This is a genomic window from Arthrobacter sp. G119Y2, from assembly GCF_038069765.1.
Taxonomy (GTDB): domain Bacteria; phylum Actinomycetota; class Actinomycetes; order Actinomycetales; family Micrococcaceae; genus Arthrobacter_B.
This window is the reverse complement of record NZ_JBBPFS010000004.1, coordinates 1-11,944: the sequence shown is the minus strand read 5'-3', so window position 1 is coordinate 11,944 and position 11,944 is coordinate 1. Positions and strand designations below refer to the sequence as shown.

At 67.1% G+C, this 11,944-nt stretch carries 11 protein-coding genes; 3 read left to right on the top strand and 8 right to left on the bottom strand.

Features of this window, described 5'->3' with window-relative positions; all coding sequences use genetic code 11:
- Window positions 1-63: 63 nt before the first annotated feature.
- From WKB88_RS09260 to WKB88_RS09245, 4 genes are all read right to left on the bottom strand, one after another.
- Window positions 64-549, bottom strand: a complete 486-nt coding sequence (locus WKB88_RS09260; RefSeq protein WP_341394272.1) for a GtrA family protein — start codon at window positions 547-549, stop codon at window positions 64-66.
- 57 nt (window positions 550-606) lie between these two features.
- Complete coding sequence (locus WKB88_RS09255; RefSeq protein WP_341394271.1) at window positions 607-2,202, bottom strand: PAS domain-containing sensor histidine kinase; 1,596 nt, start codon at window positions 2,200-2,202, stop codon at window positions 607-609.
- Window positions 2,203-2,210: 8 nt separating this feature from the next.
- Complete coding sequence (locus WKB88_RS09250) at window positions 2,211-3,023, bottom strand: alpha/beta fold hydrolase (RefSeq protein WP_341394270.1); 813 nt, start codon at window positions 3,021-3,023, stop codon at window positions 2,211-2,213.
- Window positions 3,024-3,176: 153 nt separating this feature from the next.
- Window positions 3,177-3,710 carry a dihydrofolate reductase family protein gene (locus tag WKB88_RS09245; RefSeq protein WP_341394269.1) on the bottom strand — a complete coding sequence of 178 codons (534 nt, stop codon included), beginning with the start codon at window positions 3,708-3,710 and terminating at the stop codon, window positions 3,177-3,179.
- A gap of 161 nt (window positions 3,711-3,871) precedes the next feature.
- Between WKB88_RS09245 and WKB88_RS09240 the strand changes: the two genes are divergently transcribed.
- Window positions 3,872-5,692, top strand: a complete 1,821-nt coding sequence (locus WKB88_RS09240; RefSeq protein WP_341394268.1) for a thiamine pyrophosphate-requiring protein — start codon at window positions 3,872-3,874, stop codon at window positions 5,690-5,692.
- Between the two features lie 37 nt (window positions 5,693-5,729).
- Here the strand turns inward: WKB88_RS09240 and WKB88_RS09235 are convergent, their stop codons facing one another.
- The 4 genes from WKB88_RS09235 to WKB88_RS09220 all read right to left on the bottom strand — a co-directional run bounded on the left by WKB88_RS09235 (window position 5,730) and on the right by WKB88_RS09220 (window position 9,452).
- Window positions 5,730-7,010, bottom strand: a complete 1,281-nt coding sequence (locus WKB88_RS09235) for an ammonium transporter (RefSeq protein ID WP_341394267.1) — start codon at window positions 7,008-7,010, stop codon at window positions 5,730-5,732.
- A 148-nt stretch (window positions 7,011-7,158) separates the two neighbouring features.
- On the bottom strand, window positions 7,159-7,752 hold the full coding sequence (locus tag WKB88_RS09230) for an HdeD family acid-resistance protein (protein ID WP_341394266.1): 594 nt from the start codon (window positions 7,750-7,752) through the stop codon (window positions 7,159-7,161).
- A gap of 134 nt (window positions 7,753-7,886) precedes the next feature.
- Window positions 7,887-8,699 carry an SGNH/GDSL hydrolase family protein gene (locus WKB88_RS09225; RefSeq protein WP_341394265.1) on the bottom strand — a complete coding sequence of 271 codons (813 nt, stop codon included), beginning with the start codon at window positions 8,697-8,699 and terminating at the stop codon, window positions 7,887-7,889.
- Between the two features lie 48 nt (window positions 8,700-8,747).
- The gene (locus tag WKB88_RS09220; protein WP_341394264.1) at window positions 8,748-9,452 is read right to left on the bottom strand and encodes a phosphoribosyltransferase; all 705 of its coding nucleotides are present in this window, start codon (window positions 9,450-9,452) and stop codon (window positions 8,748-8,750) included.
- A 139-nt stretch (window positions 9,453-9,591) separates the two neighbouring features.
- Between WKB88_RS09220 and WKB88_RS09215 the strand changes: the two genes are divergently transcribed.
- The gene (locus WKB88_RS09215; RefSeq protein ID WP_341394263.1) at window positions 9,592-10,353 is read left to right on the top strand and encodes an SDR family NAD(P)-dependent oxidoreductase; all 762 of its coding nucleotides are present in this window, start codon (window positions 9,592-9,594) and stop codon (window positions 10,351-10,353) included.
- Window positions 10,354-10,440: 87 nt separating this feature from the next.
- Window positions 10,441-11,766: a M20 family metallopeptidase gene (locus WKB88_RS09210; protein WP_341394262.1), complete on the top strand. Its 1,326-nt coding sequence runs from the start codon at window positions 10,441-10,443 to the stop codon at window positions 11,764-11,766.
- The last annotated feature ends 178 nt before the right edge of the window (window positions 11,767-11,944 follow it).

Sequence of the window (11,944 nt, the reverse complement as noted above, 5' to 3'; positions counted from 1 at the left end):
GACGGCGGCGTCTCCTTCAGCTGAAGGAGACGCAGCCGTCGTCGTTAGCAGGGAAGGCGGAACCTACGCGGGTTCCTTCAGCAGGGCTTCCTTCCGGGCGGCCCGTGCGGCACGTTCCTCGTCGGTGGTGAAGACGACGTACCGGTAGGCGAAGTACCGGAAAACGTTGCCGGCAATCACTCCCACCACGTTTCCGGAGATGTTGTCCGCCAGCTGGCTGTCGAAGCCGAGCAGGTAGTGGGAGACATAGAGGCAGCCGGTGGCAATCAGCAGCCCCACAAAGTTGGTGAGGGCAAACAGCAGCGTTTCGCTGCGGAGGCGCCGGCCCCGGGTACTGCGGAACGTCAGGTACCGGCTGCCGAGCCAGGACACCGTGGTTGCGGCGGCAACGGAAGCCACCTTGGCTGTGATGGGGCTGTCGTCCAGGACCGTTGAAGCCAGCAGGTTGTAGAGCGAGATGTCCACGAGGAAGGCAACAGTGCCCACAAGGGAGAAAGATCCCAGCCGGCGCATTATTTTTCGCACCGGTGCGGCTTTGCTGCTGGCCATGGATACGTCCCTTGCTGACTTCAGCCCGGCAGATACCGGGGATTTACTTGGATATTTTCACAAGGGGTCAACGGGCACAAAATTTGCCCGGGCCTGGGCAACCGGGAGCGTGACGGTGAAGACAGTTCCCCGGCCGGGCTCGCTGTGCAGCGTTATGGTGCCGTGATGTTCCTCGACGATCTTGCGGCTGATGACCAGCCCGAGGCCGACGCCGGGAATGGCAGCCTTGCGCGCCGTTGCGGAACGGAAGAACTTCGTGAACACCTCGCCCTGTTCCGCGGCCGTCATGCCGATGCCGGGGTCGGCCACCTCGATGCTGGTGTGCGTCTCGGTGCGCCGCGCGCTGACGGTGACAATGCCGCCGTCGGGCGAGTATTTGACGGCGTTTGACAGCAGATTGTCCAGCACCTGGCCGATGCGCTGTGGGTCAAGGGTGTCCGGGAGGGTGTCCGGCAGGTCGGTCTCGAAATGCACTCCGCTGATTTCGGCCCGGGGCGCGGCTGAGGTGACGGCGGACCGGATCAGCTCGGACAGGTCCGTGGCCTGAAGTGCCAGGGTGCTGCCGCCGGCAGCCGCGGTGAGCAGGTCCGAGACCAGGGCCAGCAGCTTCTCGGAGTTGCGCATGGCGACCTTCAGCGATGCCGTGACATGGCCCGGCAGGTCGTCCGCGTCCTCCAGCAGCAGGTCCAGGTACCCCATGATCGACGTCAGCGGTGTGCGCAGCTCGTGCGAAACGTTGGCAACAAAGTCATCCTTGGCACGCACTGCGTTTACCAGGCCGGTGACGTCGCTGAAGACAATCACCGAACCCCGGAACGCACCGTCGCCCCGCACTGAACGGGCCGAGACGCTTAGCGCCTGCTGGCCCTCACCGGCGCCAAACCACACCAGCTGATCCGAATAGGAGCCGCCCAGCATGGCGCGCCGCAGCGGCCGCAGGTCCGCGGGCAGAAGGGTCACCCGGTCCGGACCAAACATGAGCAGGTCGTGCTCCTCGGCGTCATGGATGCCCGGAGGGAGGGCGCGCTGTCGGTTGTGAATCTGCCGGCTGTTGGTGAGGAGGTCCGTTCCCGCCTCGTCGATCACCACCACGCCCACCTCGACAGTGTTCAGGATGGTCTCCAGCAGGGCTTCTTTGCGCCGGCTTTCAGTCAGGCTTTCCTGCAGGACCAGGTCCTTTTGCCGCAGTGCCTCCTGCTGGGCGAAAACAGATGCCTCGGCGCTGGCCCGTGCCGCCTCGGCTTCCTCGGTCTTGCGCAGGGTGTTGACCAGTTCCTGTTCGTAGAGCCGGCGCTCGCGGGCGTTGAAGACAATGACCCGGTCCAGGGCCGGCCCGCCGTTTTCGGCAGGGACCCTGCTCGCCGAGAGCAGGGCCGGCATCCGGGCGCCGTCAGCCTTGATGAGGTCGACGGCGAGCTCGGCAAACGCACCGGCGACCCCCATCTGGGGTGCGGCGTGCGTTGCGTAGAGAATCCGGTCGCCGATCGGCAGCAGTTTCAGGAAGCTGGTTCCCACCAGCTCCCGGCGGCTCATTCCCAGCCAGGACAGCAGCGTGCGGTTGGCTTCGAGGATGGTGCCGTCAGCCCCGCTGATGAGATACCCGGCCGGAGCATCGTGAAACAGCGCTTCGTAGTCCAGGGGAGCAGCTTCCACCAGAGGAACTACGCCGCCTGCAGGTAGCTGATGATGGTGTCGGCGGTTTCCGCCGGAGCGCTGACGTGCGGAAGGTGGCCGGTGGCCTTCATGACCGCCAGAGTGGCGTGGGGCAGCTGTTCCTGCGTGTATGTGCCGACGTGGACGGGAGCCAGCAGGTCTTCGGAGCACTGCATGACGAGCGTGGGGACGGTGACGTCCGGAAGCAGGTGGCGGACGTCGGAGAGGAACGCGACCCGGGCAAACTCGCGGGCGATGGTCGGGTTGATCCGGCAGAAGCTGCCCTCCAGCTCACTGTGCAGCTGCGGGGAGTCCGGATTTCCCATGATGGCCGGTGCCATGGTTGCTGCCCAGACCATGTAGTTGCTGTCCAGCGAATCCAGCAGCTCCCGGATGTCCCGCTGCGACGTTCCGCCCACGTAGCCGTCCTCCGGGTAATCCATGTAGCTGGGCGAGGAGGCCAGGAACACCAGTGCCTTAAAGCGCGACGGGTCCGCCGCCGCTGCGGCCACGCCCATCATGCCCCCCACGCTGTGGCCCACGAAGGTCACGTCCCGCAGGTCAAGCTCCGACATGATGTCCTGCACGTCGGAGGTATAGCCGTCCAGCGAAGAGTATTTGGCGGAGGAATAGGAGTCGATATCCGAGTTGCCGGCACCCATGTGGTCGAACAGGACGATCCGGTAGTCGCGGGAAAACCGGGGAACCAGGCGCTGCCACATGCCCTGGTCACAGCCGAAGCCGTGCGCGAACATCATCACCGGCCCGTCAGGGTTTCCCAGGACCTGGACGTTGTTGCGGGTGCGGATATCTGTCCCCATGATTGATCTGCCACTTTCTGAGACTTGCGGGCCGGGCCACGGCGCCTGCGCGAAACCCACACTCTACCGTGGTCCGGTGCCCAGCCCCCGAAACACGGGGAGCGGCGGCGGTGACGCCGTGTCCGGCAGTGCCGCTGGAGCGCCGCTGGAGCCCTACGTCAGTGAAAAGCGGAGCTCGGCGGCACCGCCGTTGAACGACGTCGTGCCGGCCAGCCGCATGGGAGCGGTCGGCGTGGACACCGGGAGCAGCCGCCGCCCCGAGCCCAGCGCAACCGGCATGTAGGTAACCCGGATTTCATCCAGTAGCCCGGCCTCCGCGAACTGCGCGGCAACGTCGCCGCCGCCCACCACCCACACGTTGCGTCCGGCGGCGTCCCGAACGGCGTCAGCGCAAATCTGCCTGATGTCCCCGGAAGCAAAACGCACGCCGCTCTCCGGGGGTGCCTCGAGGCTTCGGTGGGTGAGCACCTGGCAGGGCAGGGAGCCGTAGGCCCAGCTGTCCGGCTCCTGGCGGCGCACGAATTCATACGTGGCTGAACCCATCACCAGGGAACCGACACCGGCCATGAACTTGTCATAGTGGTCCTGGAAAGCCTCGAATCCGAAGGCCATCAGCCAGTCCAGATTGTGGTCCTCCGTGGCTATGAAACCATCCAGCGACGACGCGACGTAATAGAGGACACCCATGGGAAGAGCATATCGGCGGCCCGGTTCCTGTACACCAATCCATGCGCCGACAGCAGCCTGTGAGGGCAAAGTCGTCCGCGGCGTCGTCCGCTGCGTCCCTGTCTGGAGGCGAGGTTAGAGTGGGGGTACTTAGCACACTGATCATTTCCAGGAGGCAGGCGATGGGCAAAACGGCGGGCGCGGAACAGCAGGGCGAACCGAAGCTGGTGGCGGATTTGTTGGTCTCCCGGCTCAAGGCGTGGGGCGTGGGCCGGATCTTTGGTTACAGCGGAGACGGCATTAACCCGCTGATGGGTGCGCTGCGGCGGGCCGGCGGACCGGAGTTCGTCCAGGCCCGGCACGAGGAAAACGCGGCGTTCATGGCCGTGGGCCACGCGAAGTACACCGGGGAAGTGGGTGTGGTGGTCTCCACCCAGGGACCCGGTGCCATCCATCTGCTCAACGGCCTGTATGACGCTCGGATGGATTCCGCGCCCGTGGTGGCCCTGATCGGACAGCAAAGCCTGAGCGTGCTTGGGTCGGCCTACATGCAGGAGGTGGACCTGATGCACCTCTTCCGTGACGTTGCGTCCGGCTTCCGGCAGCAGGTCAGCAGCCCGGAGCAGGCGCCGCTGGTAATTGACCGGGCCTTCAAGGAAGCACTGGCCACCCGCACGCCGTCGGTGGTCATCCTGCCCCACGACGTCCAGCAGGCGCAGACACCGGAGCTGGACCAGGAACACGGTGTCCTCAGCACCTCACCGGTCTGGCGGCCGGCGCGGATCCTGCCCCGCTCGGAGGATGTCCAGGCCGCCGCGGAACTCTTGAACAGCGGGCAGAAAATTGCCCTGCTCGTCGGCCAGGGAGCGCGCGGCGCCCAGGAACAGGTGGTGGCGCTGGCGGAAAAGGTGGGTGCGGCCATCACCACCAGCCTGCTGGGGAAGCCGTATGTGGATGAATCCCATCCCCTGGCCGCAGGCGTGATGGGACATTTGGGCACTTCAGCCAGCGGATTTGCGCTGGCCAACTGCGACACCCTGCTCATCATCGGCTCCAATGATCCCTGGACCGAGTTCTATCCGCCGCCGGGAGCCGCCCGGGCCGTGCAGATCGACATCGATTCCGCCGCCATCGGCAACCGGTACCCGGTGGAAGCGGCGCTGACCGGCGAGGCGGCCGCCACCCTCGATGCGCTGCTGCCCCTGCTCACCGAACGCGGCGCGACCGCCTGGCGCACCGACGTGGAACGGGCCGTCCGCTCCTGGCACGACCTGTCCCTGGAACGAGCGTTCACGCCGGCGGACCCGGTGAACCCGGAACGGGCAATCCACGAACTGAGCCGGCGCCTGCCGGACAACGCGCAGGTGGCGGTGGACGTGGGAAGCAGCGTCTACTGGTACGCCCGCCAGCTGCGCCTGCCCCGCGGAGTTCCCGCACACCTGTCCAGCACGCTGGCCAGCATGGGCTGCGCGGTGCCCTACGGCATTGCCGCAAAGCTGGCCGCTCCCGACCGCCCGCTCATTGCGCTGGCCGGAGACGGGGCCATGCAGATGGCCGGGCTCACCGAACTCATCACCGTCAGCCGGATGTGGAAGCAGTGGGAGGATCCGCGCTTCATCGTCTGCGTGCTGAACAACCGCGAACTCACCGAGGTCACCTGGGAACAGCGGGAGATGGAGACCGAACCGCGGTTCGAGGACAGCCAGGCCCTGCCGGAGTTCAACTACGCCGGATACGCGGAGCTGCTGGGTTTCGAAGGGATCCGGGTGGAGGACCCCGAACTGCTCGGGGAGGCCTGGGACCGGGCGCTCGCCGCGGACCGCCCGTGCATCATCGAAGTGGTTTCCGACCCCGACGTTCCGCTCCTGCCGCCCTTCCCCGGCGGCCGGGCCCAGGCGGAATCCATGATGGAGGCCATGGAGAAGGAAGGGCCGCAGACACAGCATGCCCGCGATTTGCTGTCCGTCTACCTCCGCCAGGAGGAGGCCCTGGCGGAGGACTGACGGGCGGAGGACTGGAGGCGGGAGACTAGCTGCCGGGTTAGGGGCGGGCGCCCAGCTCCACCGGCTCCTCGTCGTTCAGATAGGCGGACTCGGCGTGCGCCGCAATGTCGATCCCCTGCAGCTCGCTTTCCTCCGGGATGCGCAGGCCGATGGTCAGCTGCAGCGCCTTCGCAATGAGCCAGGTGACGGCGAAGGAGTAGACAAGGACCGCGGCTGCGGCCAGCGCCTGGATGCCGAGCAGTTCAAAGCCTCCGCCGTAGAACAGGCCGCTGACCCCGTTCGGCGCCGCATCGGTCGCGAACAGGCCAATCAGCAGGGTGCCCAGCAGCCCGCCCACGGCATGGACGCCGACGACGTCGAGCGAGTCGTCGTAACCGAGCCGGAACTTCCATTCGATGGCCAGCGAGCACACGAGGCCGGCCAGCAGTCCGATCGCCAGGGCACCCAGCGGGCTGACCGCGCCGCAGGCGGGGGTAATGGCCACCAGCGCAGAAATCAGCCCGGAGGCCGCTCCCAGCGAGGAGGACGTTCCCAGCCGCAGCCGGTCCATCAGCATCCAGCCGAGCAGTCCCGCCGCCGCAGCCACGGCCGTGTTGAGGAAAACGACGGAAGCGGCGTGGCCGGCGCTGAGGGCCGAGCCGGCATTGAAGCCGTACCAGCCCACCCACAGCAGCCCGGCGCCCAGCAGCACGAGGGGCCGGCTGTGCGGCTTGCCGTGGGCGTGCGGCCAGCCCTTGCTGCGGCCCAGGACCAGTGCCAGGGCCAGCGCGGCGACGCCGGCATTCAGGTGGACGGCCGTGCCGCCGGCAAAGTCCACGGCTCCCAGCTGGTTGGCGATCCAGCCCCCGGCCACGGACCCGTCCTCGCTGCTGAAAGCGAAGACCCAGTGCGCCACGGGAAAGTAGACGAGGGTTGCCCAGAGCCCGGCGAACAGCATCCAGGCGCCGAACTTCATGCGGCCGGCCGCGGCACCGGCCACCAGAGCCGTAGTGACGCAGGCGAACATCAGCTGGAAGGCTGCAAAGAGGGCCGTCGGCAGTGAGCTCTCCGGATCCTCCACCAGCAGTTCGGACAGCCCGAAGAACTCGGCGGGGTTTCCCAGCAGGCCGGCTCCGGTCATCGAGTTGCCGAAGGCAGCCGAATAGCCGTAGAGCACCCAGAGCACAGCGACGAGGCTGGCTCCGGCGAAGCACATCAGCATCATGTTCAGGATCCGGCGGGAGCCCACCATTCCTCCGTAGAAGAAGGCGATACCGGGGATCATCAGGCAGACCAGTGCGGAGCTGGCGAGCAGCCAGGCGGTGTTTCCAGAATCCATGGAGTTACTCCATTCGGGGATGGCCGGCCACGCGGGCCGGAGCGCGGGGATGGAAACCGTACTTATCCCAGCGTGGAGGCCCCGTATTTCAGGCAGGTTTCGCGGCAGGTTAGCACTGTGTTAACAGCTGCTGGAAGGTTGCTGGACGCTAGGAGGCCAGCGGCATGCCGCGGCCAAACGCGATCGCCCGAACCACTTCCACAATGCCCAGGACCACGAGGAAGATTCCGCCAAAGACAACCAGGGCGGTCAGGGAATCCACCGGCAGGAACAGCACCACCACTCCGGCGATGATGTTGATGATCCCGTAGGTGATGGCGTACCACCGCGATCCGCCGCTCTCACTTTCGGTCAGTGCCATGATGCCCTCGATGATCCAGGCGATGCCGATCACCATGCCCAGGACGGCCAGTGAAGCCAGCGGGTTGCGCATGGCCACCACGCCGACAATGAAGATCAGCACACCGGTGAGGATGTTGAGCACCCGAAGGCCTCCCGACAGGGGCGTGAAGATTCCCGTGACTACCCGTATCGCCCCGGACACCAGGAAAAACAGTCCGAAAAGGAACGCGACAACCTCCAGCGTTGCCCCGGGCCAGAACAGCACCAGGGCACCCAGAATGATGGAAAGCACTCCGGTGAGGGCCAGGCCGGCGCGGATACTCCGGACGGCCTTGCGGGTGAGTTCACTGATGTCGAGGTTCAATCCGCCGAGCCTGAACACGCTTCCTGACATGGACATCTGGAACCTCCCGCGGAGTTCGAAAAGCGGGTTGCCCGCTCCCTGGAATTATCCCGTCGAAGGCGCTGCCAGCGGTAGGGCAGGCCGCGTTCCGCGCCTTCGGAGAGCCCGGAACGCACACCGGCCGGCCGGTTCTACGCTCCGAGGTAGTCTCGGATCATCCGCGCCACGGCTTCATGGCCGGCCTGGTTGGGATGGAACGGCAGCGGCCCGCCCTCGGCCGGAAGGAAGGCCCCCACGGTCCACGGGTCATCGGATCCGGCGTAGTGGTCGGCACTGGCTTTCGCCACCCGGAGCACCGAACACCCGGTGGCGTTGGCACCGGCTTCCGTGGCCAGCGCCAGGTGTACAGCGAGGCGGCGGGAGGCGGCGGCCTGCGCGGGCTTCATGCCGGGCACCCTGGTGTGCGGGTCCAGCGGCAGCACGGTGAGGTATTCCACAAACAGGACGACGGCGTTGGGGGAGCGCCGCCGGATGAGCTGGCCAACGGATGCCATGTCAGCCGGCAGCATGGCAATGTTCCGGTTCAGCGCTGCCGGAGCCAGCGCCTTGATGAGCTCCAGCGACGGGCGGTGGCGCAGATATGCCGCCGGCGACAGTCCCGCCAGCATCATGGAAGCGGCATAACCGATGTCGTTGCCTCCGATGGTGACCGTGACCAGGTCCGTGTCGGGGGTGAGCGCATCGGCCTGCGGCGCCTGTCCGTACTGCGAGCGCCACATTACATCCGCGGTGGTTGCCCCGGAGCTGGTGGCATCGGTGAGGGACAGCTGCAGTGCTCCCGCCAGGAGGTGGGCATAGTTGGCATCCGTGCGCCCTGCCTCCGGCGGGCTGCCGGGCACAGGGTGCCCCAGGCCCGGCGCCGACGCGTAGGAGCTTCCCAGCGCCACATAGCGGGCTCCGGCCCAGCTGCGTGTGCCGCCGTCGTTGTCTGGCGCTGCGTTCATGGGTTCCTGCCTTCGATGGTGGGAGGGATCCGGAGGAGTCCGGACACTTTAGGGGAAGTCCAGGAGCTGCCGGACCTGCGCGTCGGTGGTCTGGTCGAAGCTCTCATACGCCTGTCCCACGGATGCCAGTTCACTGCTCTCCCAGGGAACGACGGCGTCGTCGGCGAAGCTGGAAAGCCAGCCCGCGCTGCCGCAGGCGACCGGAGCTGCGGCGATCAGGCGGGCCGGCTCCTGCCGGCGCAGGGCCAGCAGGGCTGCCCGCATCGTGCTGCCGGTGGCCAGTCCGTCATCCACGACTATGACGGTCCGCCCCCGCACGTCCAGCGGATCCCGCTGCATCCGGTAGAGCTTGTCCCGGCGGATCAGTTCGAGCAGTTCAACGGCCGCCGCCTCATCAAAAGCCTGGTCTGCGTCGAAGGGCCGGCCCGGGGGATGCTGATCCCGGCCGCGCCGGGACGCGAGGGCGCGCTGCCAGTCCACCAGTACGGGTTCATTGCGCACGGTCGTGACGGTTCCCGCCAGCCATGCCATGGCTCCGGCCGCCAGTTCCGGCTGGGAGGGAAGCCCCACCTTGCGGACCGCCACAACGTCCAGCGGGGCCCGGAGCAGCTCCGCCGCTGCGGCGGCAACCGGTACGCCGCCGCGCGGCAGCCCCAGCACCAGCAAATGCGGCAGGCCGAAATACGCCGCCAGTTCGACGCCGAGTTTCCGCCCTGCATCCTGCCTGTCCCGATATAACCGCGGTGGTGCCATGGCTCCTCCTGAAGGGGGCCGGTTATCTTGTCACGGTAGGGGCGGCTTAGGGCTGCTGGCAAGGCACCGGGCGCGGAACCTCGCCGCGCGTTGCCAAAGCCTGCGGGGCATAGCAGGGTAGGCGTGGAAAGGTGGACCCATGACTCCCACAGCATTAATTACCGGCGCCACATCGGGTATCGGCGCTGAATTCGCCCGCCAGCTGGCCAACCGCGGCTATAACCTGGTCCTCACGGCCCGCAACGAACAGCGGCTCAAGGATTCGGCAGAGGAACTGGCCCGGGAATACTCCGTCCAGACGGAGTACATCGCGGCGGACCTTGCCGATCCCGGGGGAGTGGAGCGGGTGGGTCGGCGGCTGGAGAAGCCGGACATCACGATGCTGGTCAACAACGCCGGGTACGGGCTGAAGAACAGCTTCGAACGCAATGACCTGTCCGCGGAGCTGGACCATTTGAACGTGCTGGTGGCGGCTCCGCTGCAGCTGAGCCACACGGCCCTGAATACCATGCTTTCCCGCCTCGAGGGACCGGGCGGGCACATCATTAACGTCGCGTCGGTGGCCGGGTTTATCCCGCGCGGCACCTACAGCGCCGCGAAATCGTGGGTCATCACCTTCAGCCGCTGGGCCAACCTCTCCTACGGCGGCCGCGGCGTGCATGTGACCGCGCTGTGCCCGGGGTTTGTCCACACCGAGTTCCACCAGCGCATGGACATGGACAAGTCCGTGTATCCGAACTGGATGTGGCTCGACGCCGAACGGGTGGTGCGTGAGGGCCTTGCCGATGCCTTCGCCGGCAAGGGTGTCTCCATTCCCTCGAAGCGGTACAAGGCGCTGGCCTGGTTCGGCGCCCGCGGACCGCAGGCACTGGTAGCCCGGATTGCCGGCCGAGGCAGGTAGCGCAGGCGGCGCGCGGCACCTGTGCGCCCAACACGGTGCGTCATCTAACTGGCTCCCGGGCGGGCCGGGCCCTTAGGGTGGGGGCCCATGACGCGCATCACACCCAGCACTGCCTACTTGAACCAGCTCGACGCCGAAACAACCCGCAGGATGCAGACGGCCCAAACCCCGGAGTCACCCTTCGCCGGAGCACCGGCAGGGCTGGCCGCCGCCGTGGAAGCCCGGGTGGACGCGCTCGCGGATGACCTCAATGAGGTTGTCCATACCCTGCACAAGGATCCCGAAACCGCCTACGAGGAACACCGCAGCGCCGCCTTCCTCGCTGATCTGCTGCACCGGCACGGCATTCAGGCAGAACTGGGCGCCCACGGCGTTCCCACCGCACTGCGGGCCGAAATCGGAAGCGGCGAAGGACCGGCCATCGCCGTCCTCAGCGAGTATGACGCGCTGCCGGAGGTGGGCCACGCCTGCGGCCACAACGTCATTGCGGCCACCGGAGTAGGCGCCTTCATCGCCCTGGCCCAAACCCTCGGGGAAAACCCGGAAGCCTTCCCCGGCCGGGTGGTGTTCCTGGGCACCCCCGCCGAGGAAGGGCACTCGGGCAAGGAAGTCCTGGCCCGCAACGGCGCTTTCGACGGCGTCGACGCGGCGATCATGGTCCATCCCTATGCGATGGACCTGTCCGAGCAGGTCTGGCTCGGCCGGCGCCTGCTCACAGTGACGTTCTCCGGCGTTGCAGCACACGCCTCCGCCCAGCCCTTCATGGGTCGCAACGCGCTGGACGCCGCCTCCCTTGCCTACACCGGCATCGGGCTGCTCCGCCAACAGCTGTCGCCGGCGGACCGCGTGCACGCCATCATCACCGAGGGCGGGCAGCGTCCCAGCGTCATCCCGGAAAAGGCCGTCCTGAAGCTCTACGCACGGTCCAAGTACCCCGAAAGCCTGAAGGACCTGAGCAGCCGGCTCGAAGACATTGCCGCCGGCGCCGCGCTCATGACCGGCACGGCAGTGGACATCAGCTGGGATGAACACCCGCCGTCTCTGCCGGTGCGGACCAACTCGGCCCTGACCGGCCGGTGGGTGGCGGCCCAGCAGCGCCGGGGCCGCAGCCCCCTGCCGGCCGGCGTCGTCTCCGAAACCATCGCTGCCTCCACCGACTTCGGCAACGTCAGCTACCGCATCCCGGGGATCCATCCGCTGATCGGCATTGCCCCGGCCGACGTGGCCCTGCATACCAGGGCCTTCGCGGAGGCAGCCGGCTCGCCGGCGGCCGAATCCGGCGCGCTCGACGGCGCCGCGGGACTCGCGCTGACCGCGCTGGACTACCTCTGCGACCCCGAGCTGCGCGGCGCGGTGGCCCGGGAATTCGCCGACGCCGGCGGGCCCGTGGACGTTCCCGCCTATTTCGACTGACCCCGGACAAGCTTCCCCGCACCAGGAAATGAGACTGGAATGACCACGACGCCCCGTTACCTTTTTCGTAGCCCGTTCCTGATGCAGGATATGGGTGTGTTGGCCGGTCGGTTCCGGCATGGTTTTTGCCCCCAGTCGCCCATGATCCGGGGGGTGTTGCCACCGGAACCGACTTGGC